Source organism: Palleronia aestuarii (assembly GCF_003253995.1).
Classification (GTDB): domain Bacteria; phylum Pseudomonadota; class Alphaproteobacteria; order Rhodobacterales; family Rhodobacteraceae; genus Palleronia; species Palleronia aestuarii.
In genome coordinates, this window is the sequence record NZ_QKZL01000008.1 from 134,605 (window position 1) to 150,641 (window position 16,037).

At 66.9% G+C, this 16,037-nt stretch carries 21 protein-coding genes, 1 tRNA gene and 1 pseudogene; 6 read left to right on the forward strand and 17 right to left on the reverse strand.

Translation table 11 applies throughout. The features are described 5' to 3' along the window. Window positions 1–17: 17 nt before the first annotated feature. The 3 genes from LX81_RS11475 to LX81_RS11485 all read right to left on the reverse strand — a co-directional run bounded on the left by LX81_RS11475 (window position 18) and on the right by LX81_RS11485 (window position 3,119). Window positions 18–983 carry a Gfo/Idh/MocA family protein gene (locus tag LX81_RS11475; RefSeq protein ID WP_111537458.1) on the reverse strand — a complete coding sequence of 322 codons (966 nt, stop codon included), beginning with the start codon at window positions 981–983 and terminating at the stop codon, window positions 18–20. A 58-nt stretch (window positions 984–1,041) separates the two neighbouring features. Further along, window positions 1,042–1,938 (reverse strand): RNA polymerase sigma factor RpoH, encoded by an 897-nt coding sequence (gene rpoH / locus LX81_RS11480; protein ID WP_111537487.1) that lies wholly within the window; start codon window positions 1,936–1,938, stop codon window positions 1,042–1,044. Between the two features lie 155 nt (window positions 1,939–2,093). Continuing rightward, on the reverse strand, window positions 2,094–3,119 hold the full coding sequence (locus LX81_RS11485; RefSeq protein WP_111537459.1) for a pseudouridine synthase: 1,026 nt from the start codon (window positions 3,117–3,119) through the stop codon (window positions 2,094–2,096). Between LX81_RS11485 and LX81_RS11490 the strand changes: the two genes are divergently transcribed. Beyond that, window positions 3,118–3,408: a DUF6476 family protein gene (locus LX81_RS11490; RefSeq protein ID WP_111537460.1), complete on the forward strand. Its 291-nt coding sequence runs from the start codon at window positions 3,118–3,120 to the stop codon at window positions 3,406–3,408. The genes LX81_RS11485 and LX81_RS11490 overlap by 2 nt on opposite strands. Window positions 3,409–3,415: 7 nt before the next feature. Here the strand turns inward: LX81_RS11490 and LX81_RS11495 are convergent. Beyond that, a tRNA-His gene (locus LX81_RS11495) sits at window positions 3,416–3,492 on the reverse strand. A 112-nt stretch (window positions 3,493–3,604) separates the two neighbouring features. Here LX81_RS11495 and LX81_RS11500 point away from each other — a divergent pair. Next, a complete protein-coding gene (locus LX81_RS11500; protein ID WP_111537461.1) occupies window positions 3,605–3,802 on the forward strand; it encodes a DUF6324 family protein in 198 nt (65 codons plus the stop codon). Between the two features lie 6 nt (window positions 3,803–3,808). Here the strand turns inward: LX81_RS11500 and LX81_RS11505 are convergent, their stop codons facing one another. Then, window positions 3,809–4,276 carry an MmcB family DNA repair protein gene (locus LX81_RS11505; protein WP_111537488.1) on the reverse strand — a complete coding sequence of 156 codons (468 nt, stop codon included), beginning with the start codon at window positions 4,274–4,276 and terminating at the stop codon, window positions 3,809–3,811. 343 nt (window positions 4,277–4,619) lie between these two features. Between LX81_RS11505 and LX81_RS11510 the strand changes: the two genes are divergently transcribed. Next, window positions 4,620–5,888: a hypothetical protein gene (locus tag LX81_RS11510; protein WP_111537462.1), complete on the forward strand. Its 1,269-nt coding sequence runs from the start codon at window positions 4,620–4,622 to the stop codon at window positions 5,886–5,888. Then, entirely contained in the window at window positions 5,885–6,646 is a 762-nt protein-coding gene (locus LX81_RS11515) for a COG3904 family protein (protein WP_111537463.1), read from the forward strand. The genes LX81_RS11510 and LX81_RS11515 overlap by 4 nt, the downstream gene beginning before the upstream one ends. 3 nt (window positions 6,647–6,649) lie before the next feature. On the opposite strand, the gene LX81_RS23130 is transcribed toward LX81_RS11515, so the two are convergent. The 9 genes from LX81_RS23130 to nrdR form a co-directional block, all read right to left on the reverse strand. Next, complete coding sequence (locus LX81_RS23130; RefSeq protein ID WP_272939480.1) at window positions 6,650–6,778, reverse strand: hypothetical protein; 129 nt, start codon at window positions 6,776–6,778, stop codon at window positions 6,650–6,652. A 4-nt stretch (window positions 6,779–6,782) separates the two neighbouring features. Further along, the gene (locus tag LX81_RS11520; RefSeq protein ID WP_111537464.1) at window positions 6,783–7,004 is read right to left on the reverse strand and encodes a hypothetical protein; all 222 of its coding nucleotides are present in this window, start codon (window positions 7,002–7,004) and stop codon (window positions 6,783–6,785) included. Next, window positions 7,001–7,462, reverse strand: a complete 462-nt coding sequence (nusB, locus tag LX81_RS11525; RefSeq protein ID WP_111537465.1) for a transcription antitermination factor NusB — start codon at window positions 7,460–7,462, stop codon at window positions 7,001–7,003. Before nusB ends, LX81_RS11520 begins: the two co-directional genes overlap by 4 nt. Beyond that, a complete protein-coding gene (locus tag LX81_RS11530) occupies window positions 7,459–7,974 on the reverse strand; it encodes a 6,7-dimethyl-8-ribityllumazine synthase (RefSeq protein WP_111537466.1) in 516 nt (171 codons plus the stop codon). The genes nusB and LX81_RS11530 overlap by 4 nt, the downstream gene beginning before the upstream one ends. After that, the gene (gene ribB / locus LX81_RS11535; RefSeq protein ID WP_234822585.1) at window positions 7,974–9,080 is read right to left on the reverse strand and encodes a 3,4-dihydroxy-2-butanone-4-phosphate synthase; all 1,107 of its coding nucleotides are present in this window, start codon (window positions 9,078–9,080) and stop codon (window positions 7,974–7,976) included. Before ribB ends, LX81_RS11530 begins: the two co-directional genes overlap by 1 nt. Window positions 9,081–9,147: 67 nt before the next feature. Further along, the gene (locus LX81_RS11540) at window positions 9,148–9,684 is read right to left on the reverse strand and encodes a hypothetical protein (RefSeq protein WP_234822586.1); all 537 of its coding nucleotides are present in this window, start codon (window positions 9,682–9,684) and stop codon (window positions 9,148–9,150) included. Beyond that, window positions 9,684–10,286, reverse strand: coding sequence for a riboflavin synthase (locus tag LX81_RS11545; RefSeq protein ID WP_111537469.1), 603 nt, complete (start codon window positions 10,284–10,286; stop codon window positions 9,684–9,686). Before LX81_RS11545 ends, LX81_RS11540 begins: the two co-directional genes overlap by 1 nt. 87 nt (window positions 10,287–10,373) lie before the next feature. Beyond that, window positions 10,374–11,453, reverse strand: coding sequence for a bifunctional diaminohydroxyphosphoribosylaminopyrimidine deaminase/5-amino-6-(5-phosphoribosylamino)uracil reductase RibD (ribD, locus tag LX81_RS11550; protein WP_111537470.1), 1,080 nt, complete (start codon window positions 11,451–11,453; stop codon window positions 10,374–10,376). 14 nt (window positions 11,454–11,467) lie between these two features. Continuing rightward, window positions 11,468–11,935: a transcriptional regulator NrdR gene (gene nrdR / locus LX81_RS11555; protein WP_111537471.1), complete on the reverse strand. Its 468-nt coding sequence runs from the start codon at window positions 11,933–11,935 to the stop codon at window positions 11,468–11,470. 149 nt (window positions 11,936–12,084) lie between these two features. On the opposite strand from nrdR, the gene LX81_RS11560 reads away from it, so the two are divergent. Beyond that, window positions 12,085–12,759 (forward strand): SDR family oxidoreductase, encoded by a 675-nt coding sequence (locus LX81_RS11560; protein ID WP_111537472.1) that lies wholly within the window; start codon window positions 12,085–12,087, stop codon window positions 12,757–12,759. On the opposite strand, the gene LX81_RS11565 is transcribed toward LX81_RS11560, so the two are convergent. Further along, window positions 12,756–13,169, reverse strand: coding sequence for a secondary thiamine-phosphate synthase enzyme YjbQ (locus LX81_RS11565; protein ID WP_111537473.1), 414 nt, complete (start codon window positions 13,167–13,169; stop codon window positions 12,756–12,758). The genes LX81_RS11560 and LX81_RS11565 overlap by 4 nt on opposite strands. Before the next feature lies 1 nt (window position 13,170). Further along, window positions 13,171–13,470, reverse strand: a complete 300-nt coding sequence (locus LX81_RS11570; RefSeq protein ID WP_211322751.1) for a hypothetical protein — start codon at window positions 13,468–13,470, stop codon at window positions 13,171–13,173. A gap of 208 nt (window positions 13,471–13,678) precedes the next feature. On the opposite strand from LX81_RS11570, the gene LX81_RS11575 reads away from it, so the two are divergent. Continuing rightward, window positions 13,679–14,251, forward strand: a complete 573-nt coding sequence (locus tag LX81_RS11575) for a DedA family protein (RefSeq protein WP_111537475.1) — start codon at window positions 13,679–13,681, stop codon at window positions 14,249–14,251. Window positions 14,252–14,656: 405 nt separating this feature from the next. Here the strand turns inward: LX81_RS11575 and LX81_RS11580 are convergent. Next, window positions 14,657–15,973, reverse strand: a pseudogene (locus tag LX81_RS11580) (IS3 family transposase). Window positions 15,974–16,037: the final 64 nt, after the last annotated feature.

Genomic DNA, 16,037 nt, shown 5'->3' on the forward strand with positions numbered 1-16,037 from the left:
TCGCGGGCCCGTGAAATTCAGCCGTCCGCGAGGGCCATGTCGATCATTCGCTGCGTGCCGCGCGCATCCTCGAGCGTCCAGGCGTAGGGGGTGCCTTCGCGCGCGCTGCGGCAGAACGCCTCCACCTGCAGGACGTACTGGTTCACGCCGGGATAGCGCAGGACCGTCACCTCGTTCTGTCGCGTCTCAAGATGGATCTCCGCCTGGTCGAACGTGCCGGCGTTGAAGGGCGTGGTCAGCGTCATCACCCCATCGCGTCCGTGGAACACGACCGATTGGCGCTTGGCAAGGCGGGTCGAAACGATGGCGTGATAGTTGAAGCCCGGAAACCTGGCGGAAACATCGGCAAAAACATCGAAATCCTGCTCCATCTCGAGCCGTGCGGAAAGGACGTCCGGCTCCGCCCCGGTCGCGAACCGGACCGATCCGAAGGCATAGACGCCGATATCGCGCAATCCACCCCCGCCCATGTTCGCGAGGTTGCGGATGTTCGACGTGTCCGCGGCGTTGTTGAAGCTGAAAACGACTTCCACGTGGGCGAGTTCGCCCAGAATCCCCTCTTCGAGCAGGTCGCGGGCCTTCTGCCATTGCGGGTGATGGACGATCATGAAGCCTTCGGCGGCAAGCTTTCCCGCCGCGTCGCGCGCGGCGATCATGCGATCAAACTCTGCCTCCTCCATCGCGATCGGCTTTTCGCACAGCACGTGCTTGCCCGCCTCGAGCGCGCGGATCGTCCATTCGACGTGCAGGCTGTTGGGCAGAGGGACGTAGATCGCATCGACATCCGGCGAGGCGAGAAGCGCCTCGTAGCTGTCATGGACAGCCAGGTCGCCGTTGATGGCCTGAAATGGCGCCGCCTTCGCTACATCCCGCGTCGCGAGGGCCGAAAAGACAGAGCCTCGTGACAGGTGCAAAGCAGGCGCGAGAGAGCGTTCGGCGAAACTCGATGCTCCGAGAATGCCCCAACGGATCGGTTCTGACATGGTTTCCCCCTCGACAATCGGGGGAAGCCTAGTCCTTGCGGCGCCGATTGGCCACAGATCAGGCGGTCGCCACCATGCCCTTTTCCCGTGCGAGGTTCGTCATCTGCTTCTGCAGCTTCTCGAAGGCGCGCACCTCGATCTGGCGAATCCGCTCGCGGCTGACATCGTACTGCCCCGACAACTCTTCCAGCGTCACCGGCTGATCCTGAAGCCGACGCTGCGTGAGAATGTCCTTCTCCCGATCGTTGAGGACACTCATCGCCTCGGCAAGCAGGGCCCGTCGGGATTGCAGTTCGTCGCGCTCCTCGTAGTCGGAAGCCTGGTTCGCGTCTTCGTCCTCGAGCCAGTCCTGCCACTGCGCCGTACCTTCGCCGTCGGCGCTGATCGTCGCATTGAGCGAGGCGTCGCCGCCGGTCATGCGGCGGTTCATCGAGATGACTTCCTCCTCGGTCACGCCGAGATCCGTCGCGATCCGCTGGACGTTCTCCGGCCGCATGTCGCCATCCTCGAGGGCGCCGATCCGGTTCTTCGCCTTGCGCAGGTTGAAGAAGAGCTTCTTCTGAGCCGAGGTCGTCCCGAGCTTCACGAGGCTCCAAGACCGCAGGATGTATTCCTGGATCGATGCCCGGATCCACCACATTGCGTAGGTCGCAAGGCGGAACCCCTTCTCCGGGTCGAACCGCTTGACGGCCTGCATCAGGCCGACATTCGCCTCGGAGATCACCTCCGCCTGCGGCAGGCCGTAACCGCGATAGCCCATGGCGATCTTCGCCGCGAGGCGAAGATGAGACGTCACCATCTTGTGCGCCGCCTCAGTGTCCTGATCCTCGACCCACCGCTTGCCAAGCATGTATTCCTCTTCCGGCTCCAGCATCGGGAACCGGCGGATCTCCTGCAGATACCGGTTCAGACCCTGTTCCGGTGAGGGTGCAGGCAGGTTAGCGTAAGTCGCCATCATGACACTCCGTTCTCGCCAAAGGTTTTGCCAAAGGCCTGTCTCAGTCAGATTTAGTGAACCGATCTGTTCAGTTCAAGTCATCGAACGATCCAACGAGAAGGTGTGCGAAAGGTTGCGTTCCGGTTAACATATGCCCGTGAACACCGCGTGAGTCAGGATGCCCGCCCGCGCAGAGCGGACAAAAGCTCGGCAAGATCGGGCGGCAGGGGGCTTTCGAACCGCATTTCCGCGCCGTTGGCCGGATGGCGGAACCCGAGCTCCGCGGCGTGCAGGGCTTGCCGGCCGAACGCCTCGATCTGCGCGGCGAGCGCATCGCCGAGGGTGCCCCGGCCCGCCTTCCGCTGGCCGCCATAGACCGGATCGCCGATCAGGGGATGGCCCGCATAGCGCATATGGACGCGTATCTGGTGCGTCCGTCCCGTCTCCAACCGGCAGGACAGCAGCGCGGCGGCGCCGAAGGTCTCCCGGACCGCAAGATGGGTGACCGCGTGACGCCCCCCCGTCGTCGTCACCGCCTGTCGCTGGCGATCCGTCGGATGGCGCGCGAGATGGGTCGAGATGCGGATCGTGCCGCCGGACCCGCGGGAGATGCCGGGCAGCCCCATGAGCCGGGGATCGCCCTGGGACGGAGCGCCGTGACAGATCGCGAGATAGCGGCGATGGACGTCATGCGCCGCGAATTGTCCGGCCAGCCCGTGATGCGCACGGTCGGTCTTGGCGACGACGAGGAGGCCACTCGTCTCCTTGTCGATGCGATGAACGATGCCCGGGCGCCTGACCCCGCCCACACCCGAGAGCGCATCGCCGCAATGATGGAGGAGCGCGTTGACGAGCGTGCCACGGGGGCTTCCGGGTGCGGGGTGAACGACCATGCCCGCCGGCTTCTCCACGACGACGAGATCGGCATCCTCGTGCACGACATGAAGCGGGATGTCCTCCGGACCGATATGGCTTTCGGCCTCCGTAGGAATGGCGAGGTCGATCGCATCGCCTTCCGCGACGGCGGACTTCGCCGAGGTCAGCACCTCGCCCGCGCGCGAGACGGCCCCGGCCTCGATCAGCTTCGCGATGCGCGAGCGGCTCAGATGCGCTTCCGCTGGCACGTCGCGGGCGAGCGCCTTATCAAGACGCGAGGGCGGAGCGGCCCCGATGACGACACGAATCCGGACGGGCTGCATGAGCGATCTTCCCCCGCCCCGCGACCCGGGGCTTCAGTTCCTGAAATGGCTGGTGATCGCGCTCACCGCAACCTTGCTCGCGGGCTTCGTCGTGCTCGTGTTCCTCTTCGCGACCCGATTTCCCAACCCGCAGGCCCCGCTGCCCGCTGCGATCACGTTGCCCGACGGCGCGACGGCGCGCGCGGTGACCCGTGGCACGGACTGGATCGCGGTCGTGACCGATGCGGACGAAATCCTCATCTACGCGCCCGACGGCGAGACGATCAGGCAGCGCATCGCCATCGAATGAGAGGGGATGGTACCACCTCCCCGGCTTGAACGGGGGACCTCCTGATCCACAATCAGGCGCTCTAACCAACTGAGCTAAGGCGGCACTCGCAAGGCGTTTACCTAAGCAATCACGCGAATGCAAGGCCGCTTCGGCCGTGCGCTTGCGCCCCGCACCGGCCCGCGCTAGGCCCTCCGCGACATCGAGGAGAGACGAGATGGGCATCAACGATCCAAGCGACACGGCGGCCAACCTGCGGATCGGACCCACCGATTCCGGCATGGTGCGACTTTATCTCGAGGGCGACGGAATCGACCTGCCGCTCGACTTCGATCCCGACGAAGCCGACGAGATTGCGGAGGAAATCCGGGCCGCCGCGATGGCCGCACGGCAGACGAAGCGTCCCCGGAAATAGCGGCGATCAGGACCCCGGCGCGGCGAGCGCGAGGCCCGGATCACGCAGGAGCTGCAATCTCCGGGCCGCGTGGACCGCGAAGGTACGCAACATCGCCTTTCGCCGCGCCGGGGCAAGGCGCGTTTCATCCCCGAGCCTGAGAATCTCCGCATCGTAGCCGTCGGCGATGATGAGGCCGGTTTCGTCGGGCAGAAGCTCGGTCGGGAAATTCTCGTCCACCGCCCAGAGGAAACGGTCACACCATTCGAGATATCCGCCCCATTTCGCATCGGACGTGAAATCCGCCCGGCTCGACTTGCACTCGACGATCCAGATCTCTCCCTTCGGCCCAAGCGCCATCACGTCGACGCGGAGCCCCGGCGTGGGAACCAGTTCCTCCACCGTGACGAAGCCGTGGCCGACGAGGTGCCGACAGACGCCTCGGGCGAGGATCTGGCCGGGTTTCTGGATTGCGGCGGATGAGGCATCGTTCATGGCGGCGAATGTGAACAAAATGGAAACGGAATTCAAGTCACGGCGCCCTTGCCGGAATCACGCGGCCCGCCTATCTATGCCTCAAGGCGGGTTCTGCCCTTCCCGTGCCGGGGTCAAATTCCGGTGGCCTTAATCAATTCCGAGGGAGCTGGCTCTGGCCGGACCGTGGTTCGACTACCTGGCGCCCACCTGTGTAAACAGGTCCTCGGGAATTACGCACCCTTACGGTTGCGGTGGTCCCGCCGATAAACTTGCCGCTTTCGCCGCTCGTAATCGTCACGTGATTTGCGCCCGGGACATGCCGTCGCCAGTATAGTCGCGCCCACATCCCGAGGATGAGTTGATGAGCGATGACGACCGCGCCCCCGATCCCCGCCATGTCCGCGAACTCGAGGGGCATATCGGATGGCTCGACAGTTTTACCGGTGCGGCCCTCGGCGTGCTCGCCTGCGCCTCGGGCATCTATACCTATCTCGGTGTCTCCTCCCTGCTCGACGATAACGGTGCGCTCAGCGTCTTCGCGGCGCTCGCATATTCGATCGCGGTGAGTGTCGGTATCTTCGTGTTCTGGTCCTACCTCATGCGGCTTCTACCCGCGATGCGCAGCGCCACGTCGCGGCTCGGGCTCATGGGCACGATGGTGCTGGGCTCGCTCGCGATCATCGCCATGTCGTCGTGGCTGAACGCCGCGGCGCTCGCAGGAGCTGCGGCCGTGGAACAGCATCTCGCCCGGACCGTGCAGGATTACCAAGGCGCGCTCGAGCGTTCGCACGAGATCGCCATCTCCGGGCAGGGCCTGGAGCGCGATGTCGCCCGTGTTCGCCAAAGCTTCGAGGACCTGAGCGAGCAGGAGGCAACGGGCAACCTCTCCGGTTTCGCCGGGCGCGGCGCCGTCTTCCGCGTGCTCCGGCAGAAATCGGAAGAACTGACCGCGCTCGAGGCGCAGATCGCGGCGCAGGACCCGGCCGTGGCCGCCGCCTTCGCCGAGGGCAACGCGATACTCAGCCGGATGCGCGCGCTGACCGTGGAGCCCGGCCCGGTGGAGGCCCGCTCCGTCGAGTTCAGCGAGGCGGCAGTTCGCCTCGCGGGCATCATCAGCCAGCTTCGCCAGCTTTCCGTGGCCCCCCTCGTCGTGCGCGCGGCGCAGGATCTCGCGGCCTCCGTCGTCTTGCCCACGCTCGACGCGGGGAGCGCCGAGACGCGCGCCGGACAGCAGGCGACGATCGATTCGGTGCTGACCGTCCTCGGTCAGCGGGCGGAGACGCTGCGCAGTGCCGCGCTCGCCGTCGAGGAGATGGAGCCTCCGGCGGAGACAACGTACACGCCCATTTCGTCGGCCGACGCGGTCATCCGCTACGCGGGCAATTTCGTTCCCTCCTGGGCGGGGGCGATCGCCATCGACCTGCTGCCCGCGGTGCTCGTTCTGATCCTCATGGTCACGCATGGCGCGATCAGGTCGAGCCGGGACCGCGTCGCGATCGAGGACCACATGACCGTCGCCGAGCTCCGCGCCGCGATGCTGGCGCTAAAAGAGGTCGAGGGATCGAGATTGCCGCCGGAGACGCCGCCCGCCATGCCCGCTCCGACGCCGCTGCGCGGCCGCGCCGAATGAGGAACGGACCGCGCGGGGCGATCATTGCGATCCTCGTCCTGCAGATCGGTATCGGCACCCTTCTCGTCCTCGGCGACATTTCCGCGGGCTGGCAGGGATTTGCGTCCCGCCCGCGGGCGCCCGCGCTGGAAGAGCCGGTCCGACCCGGCGACCAGACCCGCCGCTACCGCCCGGGCGATCCGCCGCCCGCCTCTCCCGGCCAGCCGTTTCCGCCCACGGGCGACTTGCCTCCGCGCCTCGTCGTGACGGAAGTCGAGCGCGACGGCGTGCCCGCGTTGAGGCTCACCGGCACGATCGCACCGGGCGACGGGGAACGGATCGCCGAGGAGCTCGCCCCCCGTCTCGCCGTGGAGGAACGGCCTTCCATCCTCCTGCAAAGCCCTGGCGGATCGGTGACGGACGCCATCGCGCTCGGCCGCTTCTTCCGCGAGGAGAACGTCACCACAATCGTCGCGATGGGCGATGTCTGCCTCTCCGCGTGCCCCTATCTGCTCGCGGGCGGCGTCACGCGACACGCCGACGAGGGCGCGACGATCGGCGTCCATCAGCATTATTTCGGAGAGAACAGCGTCCTGCCCGCCTTCATGGCGGTCGAGGACATACAGCGCGGACAGGGCCTCGTGATGGCCTATCTAGAAGAAATGGAGATCGACCTGCGCCTGATGCAGCCTGCGCTGATGACACCTCCGGACGAGATCTACGTGCTCGTCGCAGAGGAGCTCGCGGAGTACGGCCTCGTCAACGAAGGCGAGACCTGACGTTCAGCGCGCGCGCCCCGCATCTGCGCGGAGCTTGGCATCGAGCTTGCGTTCCTCGCGACGGATGAAGAGGATGCCCGCACCCGCAAAGGCGAGCGCCCCGAGTGGTACGATGAAGGCGTAGAAGGTCATTGCGTCACTCCTTCCTCATGTACCGCAGAACATAATGCGAAAGTCCGTGCATTGCCAGTCCTGCGAGCAGCCACCAGATCGTGTCGCCCGCATTCGAGAAGGATTCCGTGAGCGGACGGACCACCGCAACGCCGATGAGACCGAGACCGATCGTGTTGACCGAGGTGGCGAGAAGCTTCACCCGTTCGTTGAACGTGGCGAGCGCGTCCCGCGCGGAACCGGTCATGCGAAGGCTTCCGGCTTCGCCTCCCGCGCCATGTGGTCGAGCACCGCGTTGACGAAGCGGAATTCCCGCCCTTCCGGATAGAACGCCTTGGCGACGTCCACGAACTCCACGATCACCACGCGGGGCGGTGCGGAGCCCGCGACGAGTTCGGCCCCCGCCGCACGAAAGAGCGCGCGAAGCGTCGGGTCGATCCGGTCGATCGGCCATTTCGCGACGAGCGCACGATCCGTCATCTGGTCGATCCGGGTCTGACGCGAGACGGCGTCCTCGAGGATCTTGCGAAACAGGTCGACGTCGCCTTCGGCCATCTCGCCCTCTTCGTAGGCGGCGCCGAAGCGGTGATCCTCGAATTCCGCGCGCACGCGGTCGATGGAGAGATCGGAATGCTCCATCTGGAAGAGGGCTTGAACTGCGTACAGCCGGGCGACGGAGCGCATCTGACGTTTATCGGCACTCATGCGAACACGGTGTCCTCGCCGCGGGGCTTGAAGCCGATCCCCTTCTCCGCCCGCGCCCATTTCCGCGACAGTGCAACGAGATGTAATGCCGCCTCGGCCGCACCGCCCCCCTTGTCCTGCTCGTCCGCGCGCGCGAGCGCCTGCGCGTGGCTTTCGACCGTCAGAATGCCGTTGCCGATGGCGCAGCCATCGAGCCCAAGTAGCATCAGCCCGCGCGAGCTGTCGTTGCAGACGGTCTCGTAATGCGTCGTCTCGCCACGGATGACGCAGCCGAGCGCGACGAACCCGTCGAAGTTCGAGGTCCGCTGCGCGATGCGGATGGCCGTCGGGATCTCGAGCGCGCCCGGAACCTCGACGGTCTCATGCGCAGCCCCTGCCCCATCGAGCGCCTTCCGGGCGCCTGCGAGAAGGTGGTCGGCGATGTCGCGGTAATAAGGCGCCACCACGATCAGCACCTTCACCGGCCGGTCGAAGTCCGGGAGCGGCGGAGTGTAGTGCGATTGTCCGGCCATCAGGCGTCCTCCGAGATGCGGCGCGTGTCCGAGATCGCGAGACCGTAGGCCTCGAGCCCTACGACCCGCGGGCGGGGCGAGTTGGTGAGAAGGACGAGATCGTGCAATCCGAGAGATGAAAGTATCTGCGCGCCGAGCCCGTACTGGCGCAGCGTCTGCGGGGAGACTTCATCCTCGGCAAGCAGTTTCATGGTCAGGTCCCGCAGGAGGACGAGCACACCCCGGCCCTCTGCGGCAATGAGTTCCATCGCGGCCCCGAATTCGTGCGCCCGCCCCGGACCGCCGATCCCTACCACGTCGAGCAGCGGATCCATCGCGTGCATCCGGACAAGTACGGGATCGTCAGTGGAGATGTCGCCCTTGATGAGGACGATATGCTCCGCGCCCTGGGTCTCGTCGGTATAGATCCGCATCGTCCAGTCGCCGCCGAATTCGCTCGTCACGACCTGTTCACGACTGACGCGGACGAGGTTGTCGTTGCGGCGGCGGTACCCGATCAGATCGCTGATCGTGCCGATCTTGAGGTTGTGGCGCTGCGCGAAGGCGACGAGATCGGGCAGACGCGCCATCGTCCCGTCCTCGTTCATGATCTCGCAGATCACGCCCGAGGGGTTCAGCCCCGCGAGACGGGAGATGTCGACGGCGGCCTCCGTATGGCCCGCGCGGACGAGGACCCCGCCTTCCCGCGCACGCAGCGGAAAGACATGCCCCGGTGTCGCGATATCGCTCGCGGTCGTGGCGCTGTCGATCGCGACGGAAATCGTCCGCGCCCGATCATGGGCGGAAATGCCGGTCGAGACGCCCTCCCGCGCTTCGATCGACACGGTGAAGTTCGTCTCGTGCCGGCTCGAATTGTGCGACGCCATGAGCGGCAGGCCGAGCGCGTCGCAGCGCTGGCCCGTCAGGCTGAGGCAGATGAGCCCCCGTCCGTACGTCGCCATGAAGTTGATCGCATCGGGCGTCGCCATCTGCGCGGGGATCACGAGATCGCCCTCGTTCTCCCGGTCCTCGTGATCGACGAGGATGAACATGCGCCCGTTGCGGGCATCCTCGAGGATCTCCTCGATCGAGGAGACGGCGTCGTGATATTCGGATGGTGCGCTCATCGCCCCTCGCTCGGTCATCGGCGCCGCAGATAGCGCAGCCCCCGGGCGATGGCCAGAGTGGGCGGTCTCAGGGATCGCCGAAATACGACGCCGCCGAAAGATATCCGGCGAGCCGACCGGCGCTCGACCATGCGGCCTCCCAGGGTGCGGCGCCGACGAGGAGCACGGCGTCGCCGGGCATCTTCCCGCGTGCGTCGTCCATCGCGCGGGCCTGCTCACGCCAGGGAGAGAACGGGGCCGGCGCATCCGCCCAGGCGTCGAGCGCATCGGGACGGCGCCAGCTTTCCGGGGCGAGGCCGATCCGCGCGGCTCCGGTGATCCCCTCGACCCGCGCCAGACGCCGTTCCGGAATCTTCGCGCCGTCGCCCAGCACGCCGAGAGCGTTCATGGAAAAGAGGAAGCCCACGATATCGCGCCCGGTCGTGGCGCGCACGGTGGCGTAGGCGGAATAGTCGAGGCCGAGCTCCTTGGCCCGCTTCACCCTCCGGCGCACGACGTTGAGCGGCAGGTGCGGCAGAAGGGCGCGTCGCGCCTCGGTCCAGCAATGGCGCCGCCAACCCCGTCCGGACAGCTCGGGCCCGCCATTGTGCCCAATCCCCGTCATCACGCCATCTCCTGCAGGCGCGCGACGTAGCGCGCCATCGTGTCGACCTCGAGATTGACCATGTCGCCGGGTTTCGCCTGCCCCCACGTCGTGGCTTCCTTCGTATGGGGGATCAGGTTCACGCCGAACAGGGCCCCGTCGACCTCGTTCACGGTCAGCGAGGTTCCGTTCAGCGCGACCGACCCTTTCGGCGCAATGAACTTAGCGAGGGCGTCCGGCGCGCGGAGCGTGTAACGCGTGCTCCCGTCCTGCGTGGTCGCGTCGACAATTTCTGCAACGCCGTCCACATGACCCGAGACGATATGTCCGCCAAGCTCGTCACCGAGCCGCAAGGAACGTTCGAGGTTGATCCGGCGCCCGACAGGCCAGCCGCAGTGACCGGCATTCGTTTTCGACGACGTCTCCGCGCTCATCTCCACCTCGAACCAGGTCCGGGGATCGGTACCGGAGGCGATTACCGTCAGGCAGATGCCGTCGCAGGCGATCGAGGCGCCCATCGCGATCCCCTCGACGTCGTACGAACAGCCGATCCTCGCCCTGAGATCGCCGTCGCGATGAACGGACAGGACTTCGCCGACGTCGCTGACAAGACCGGTGAACATCTCGACCTCCTTGGAGAAAAGTACACTGACCGGTTTCCTATCGCCCGGACGCGCGCGCGGAGCAAGGCATCGCCCTCCCGGCCGGCGTCACGCTGTCGGCACGCGACGCCAGACATGCAGGACATCGCCCCCGACGGCGCGCGTCTCGTCCAACTCGAAGCGCGGCGCGGCCACGAGGCGGTCGATGCCGAGCGCGCCGAGACCCGGTCGGCCCTCCGCCCCGAGCGCGAGCCCGGCGGTGAAGCCGGCCAGCCGATCGACGAGATCGGCCTGCAGAAGCGATGCGGCGAAGGTACCGCCGCCCTCGCAGAAGATGCGCGTCAGACCCTCCGCCCCCAGCACCGCAAGGAGCGCCGTGAGGTCGAGTTGGCCGTGCCGGACGGGTATCTCGATTAGCCGGGCTCCGGCCTCCCGCCAATGCGCCCGCCGCCGCTCCGTCGCCTCCGGTCCGTGGCAAAGCCACAGCTTTCCCTGCCGCGCGGAGGATGCGAGCCGGCCGGCCTCCGGCAGGTCGAGCTTGCGGGAGGCGATCAGTCGCACCGGCTGGCACACAGGTCCGAGCCCTCGAACGGTCAGCTCGGGATCGTCGGCCCGCGCCGTGCCGCCGCCGACAAGAATGCCGTCGTGGCGCGCACGCATCGCATGGACCGCTCGCCGCGCGTCCGGGCCGGTAATCCAGCGCGATTCCCCGCTCGCCGTCGCGATCCGACCGTCGAAGGAGGTCGCGAGCTTCAGCGTCAGCATCGGCCGGCCCTGCATGATACGCTGAAGAAAGCCCGCCTGATCGCGACGGGCCTCCGCTGCACAGATCCCCGTCGTGACCTCGATGCCCGCATCACGCAGGATCCTGTGGCCCCTGCCCGCGACACGCGGGTCGGGATCCTCCATCGACGTCACGACACGGGCAATGCCGGAAGCGACGAGCGCATCGGCGCAGGGCGGCGTCCGCCCGTGATGGGCACAGGGTTCGAGAGAGACATAGGCCGTCGCACCGCGCGCCCGCGGCCCGGCCTGCTCGAGCGCCACCGCTTCGGCATGAGGGCGCCCGCCGGGCTGGGTCGAGCCCCGGCCGACGATCCGCCCCTGGGACACGATCACGCACCCGACCGCCGGATTAGGCCAGACCTGTCCCAGGCCGCGCCGCCCGAGCGCCAGGGCATGCGCCATGTAGTCGGCGTCCCTCACTCCTCGGGCTGGGTCAGGGGACGCAGTTCGCTCACGAAGCGGTCGAAATCGTCCGCCGCCTGGAAGTTCTTGTAGACGCTGGCGAAGCGGACATAGGCCACGGCATCGATCCGCGCGAGGCTCTCCATCACGATCTCGCCGATCACCTTCGACGGGATGTCCGTCTCCCCCATGCTCTCGAGGCGGCGCACGATGCCGGAGATCATCTGGTCCATCCGCTCCGGCTCGATCGGGCGCTTCTGCAGCGCGATCCGGATCGAGCGTTCGAGCTTGTCGCGGTCGAAATCCTCCCGCCGCCCGTTGGTCTTGACCACGACGAGGTCGCGCAGCTGCACCCGTTCGTAGGTGGTGAAACGGCCACCGCAGGCCGGACAGAACCGCCGGCGCCGGATCGCCACGTGGTCTTCCGCCGGGCGTGAATCCTTCACCTGCGTGTCAGTGTTCCCGCAAAACGGACAGCGCATCGCCTCTCCCCCGGCTTCATCGGCATCGGCACTATAGGGAGGGTCGCATCCCTTGGGTAGGGCGAAAGGACGACCGCAAGATGCGGGGTCTGAACCGATGCGGCCCGACCACGTTGGCCATGCGAAACATACGACGAGAGGATCATGACATGGCCGCGAAAACTCTGTTCATCACTGGCGCGAGCAGCGGCATAGGCGAGGCGACCGCCCGTCACGCCGTCGCCGCTGGCTGGAATGTGGCGCTCTGTGCCCGGCGGGCCGAACGGCTCGAGGCTTTGAGCACGGAACTGGGGGAACAGGCCATCGCCCTGCCCGGTGATGTGACGGACCTCGCGAGCCTCGAAGCGGCAGTCGCACGGACGGTCGAGGCGTTCGGCGGTCTCGACGCGGCCTTCGCCAATGCGGGGATCGGCCTCGACACGCCCGGGACCGTCGAGGGGGATCCCGAGGAATGGCGCCGTCTCGTCGACATTAACGTGATGGGCGTGCTCCATACCGCGCGCGCCGCGATCCCGGAACTCAAGAAGCGCAAGGGAACGCTCGTCCTCACCGGGTCCGCGGCCGGCCGGCGGCATATCTCGGGCTCGATCTATGGCGCAACCAAGTGGTTCGTCCACGGCTATGCCGGGAACATGGCCGAAGAGATGCGGGAATGGGGCGGACGCTGCGCGGTCGTGGCGCCGGGCATGGTGGACACGCCCTTCTTCGACGAGGCCAAGCCCGACAAGCTTCACCCCGACGACGTGGCCGAGGCGGTCCTGCACATAATTACCGCACCGTCGCGCGCGTCCATCCGCGAGATCTATCTCATGCCGCAGAACTAGGCGAAATGCGCGGCGATCCGCCTGAGGTGCGGGGCGTCGCGATGCTCAACGAGATAGAGACCCTGCCACGTTCCAAGCCGCATCCGTCCCCCCGACACCGGCACCTGGAGGCTGACCGGAAGATGGGCGGCCTTGATATGGGCCGGCATGTCGTCCGGCCCCTCCGACCGGTGCCGCAGATACCGCATGTCCGGTGTGTCGGCCCGCGGGACTAGGCGATCGAGCCAGGCCAGCAGATCGCGTTGCACGTCCGGATCCGCGTTCTCCTGCACGAGGAGCGAGCAGGACGTGTGTCGGACGAAGAGCGTCAGAAGCCCGTCGCTCGCCCGCCCTTCGAGCCATTCCGCCGCATGGTCCGTGAACTCGTAGAGGCCGGGGCCGGTCGTTTCGACCTGAAACTCCGTCTGCATGTCAGCGATCCGAGAAGCGGCTGAACTCGCAGAAGCGACGGGCGTAAGCCGCGGTCACCGACTGCCCTCCGGCGACTCGCAAAAGCCCGGTCGGTTGGCCCCGTGCGGGGTCGAGGCCGAAGGCGATGCCCTCCCCCGACCGGCGTGGCGGAGCCGAATAGCGATAGAGCCGCGTGCCGGTGGGAAGGCCGAGGCCGCGGATCGCGAACTCCCCGGCGGCACACCAGAAGTCCGAGGCGCCGGACGCACCCGCCCAATCGACGGTGAACCCCTCCCCCGGTGCGTTGGCGACGACGTTCAAACCATTGTCTGCACGGAAAGCGGCCGCGGGCGTTGCGATCAATGCAGAGGCAACAAGAGCAAAATACAGGCGCTTCATCGGCGGCTCCGGGGTTCAGCAACAACCTTGAGAGTATCACCTGGCGCCCGACATTCCAGTCACGTCGATTGACGCGAACGTTGCGGAAGCAGGGCTTCACCAAACCGGGCCGACCCTCGATAAAGGACGGATGGATCTCGATCCTCTTCTCGTCGAGCACGGTCTGTGGCTCGTTTTCCTGGGGACCGCGATCTCCAGCGATAGTGTCGCGCTCACCGCGGGCGTGCTGGAGCAGCGTGGCGTGTTTGAACGATGGCCGACGATCATCGCCATTGCGCTCGGCGGCTGGGTTTCCGATATCGTGCTCTATCTCGCGGCCCTGCTCTTCAGTACGCGTCCCTCGGTCGCGAAAGCGCTCGACCATCCCGCAGCGGACCGGTTCGTCTCGCGCTTTCTCGGACGACCGATACTCCTCGCGGCGCTGTTCCGGTTCGTGCCGGGCAGCCGGACCTTCGTCCCCCTGGCGCTCGCCGCGGGAGGAACGATCAGTTTCCAGACCTATGCGGCGGTGACGGCGGTGACTGCCCTCGTCTGGGGTTGGCTCATGGTGGCCGTGGGCCACCAGATCGGCGATTTCATCCAGTCGATCTGGGGCACGATCCGGGAAACGGAATCGATCCTCGTCTGGCCCGCGCTCGCCATCGCCGTGTTCCTCGCAAGCATCGCGTGGCGCGTCTGGCACGTCTGGCGCAAGCCGCGATGAAAAAGGCGCCCCGCGGGGCGCCTCTAGGCTTGGGACTCATAGCCAATAGATGACGGTGGCGGCGTTTGAGCCCTTATAGTCGCTGACCTGGTCGGCGGCTATAAAGAGGCGGACAGGGCGGCCTTCGCGGTCGGTGACGACATGGAGCCTGCTATTCATCCCGCCGTCCTCGGGGAAACGATCCACCGGATCGTCTCCTGATCCTCGAACTCCGCCCGATCAGGCGGCTACGCTCCCCTTTTTGAAGGCGCAGGCTTTAGGCTGTCCGGTGCGCCTTCAGATGGGTCGTGTCGATCATGATCGTCCAGCAATCGGCCTGCCCGGCGGCGAGCCCCTCCATGATCCGCGCGAACGCGCCCATGCGGCTCCACCTGATCTGATCTTCCCCCGGTTCGGTGGAAGCGGTTAGGCCGCCCGTTCCATGGCGGCGGATGATCTGTATCCCAGCGCCGAGTGGAGGCGGTGAGTAGTGTACCAGCCCTCGGTCCAGGCGAACAGGTCGCGCCTCGCCTCGTCCCTGGTGGCGTAGCTCTGGTGGTGGACGCGCTCGGTCTTCAGAGACCCAAAGAAGCTCTCCATGGGGGCGTTGTCGAGGCAATCGCCCTTGCGGCTCATCGACGGCGTGATCTTCGCGGCCTCCAGGGCCTTGCGGTAGTCCTCGCAGGCGTACTGGATACCGCGGTCGGTGTGGCAAATCAGGCCGGGGGCCGGCCTCTGTCGCCTCACCGCCATCTCGAGCGCCTCGACGGCGATCTCGGCGTGCAGCGTCTCGCGCATGGACCATCCCACGATCTTGCGCGTGTGCAAGTCGAGGACCGCGGCCAGGAGTGTACGGGGACCGTGGCCCCGGTGGGGCCGCGACAGCCCCGGGAACCAGCCTTCGCCGGTGCGCACGTAGAGCCTGCCCCCGCGGAGGCGGGGGCCAGGTCGCCGAGCCAAATCTGGTTCGGGGCCGCTGCGGTGAAGTCCCGTCCGAGCCTGTTCGGCGCGATGGGATACCCATGCCGGCTGTCAGTTGTCCGCACGCGGCGCGGCAAGGCGGCCAGCCCACGCAGCCCGGCCTGCCGCATCAGGCGGGCCACGCGATTGCGCCCGACGGCTCGGCCCAGGCCACGTGGAACGGCATGCACACGCGGGACCCCATACGCGCCGCCGCTGTAGGCATGGATTCGACGGATCTCTTCGAGCAGAGATCGGTTGGCCTTCACCCGTGCGCTCTCGGGGCGGGAGCGCCATGCGTCGTAGCCGCTCACGGACACCCCCATCACGCGGCACATCACCGAGATCGGCCAGAGGTTCTTGTGCTCATCCACGAACCCGAACTTCATCGGGTGGCCGCCCCGAAGAGCGAGCCATGTGCGGTCGCCATGGTCGCGCCACGGGTCCGAGCGACCGTGGCGACGGTGCAAGCACACTGGCGAGCGCGGCCTTTCGCAAGATGTCGCGCTCCGTCTGGAGACGGGTGTTCTCGCGCTTGAGGCGCGCATTCTCGGCCGCCAGATCGGCGGGAGACAGACCTCCGGCGGCCGCCCTCGCGCCCGCGCGCGTCGTCGGGGCCATACCCGGCTCGCCGTAGCGCGTGATCCAGCGCCGCAGCACCGTCTCGTGCACGTCCAGTTCCTTGGCCACCGAGATGATCGTCAGACCGCTCGTGCGGACCCTCTCGACCGCCTCGCGCTTGAACGCCTCGGGAAACTCCCGCCGCTTCCGTTGCCCCGTCATCAGATGCTCCTTCCAGGTCCGAAGACCTTAGCAGAGGCCTCCACCGAACCGGGGGAAGATCAGC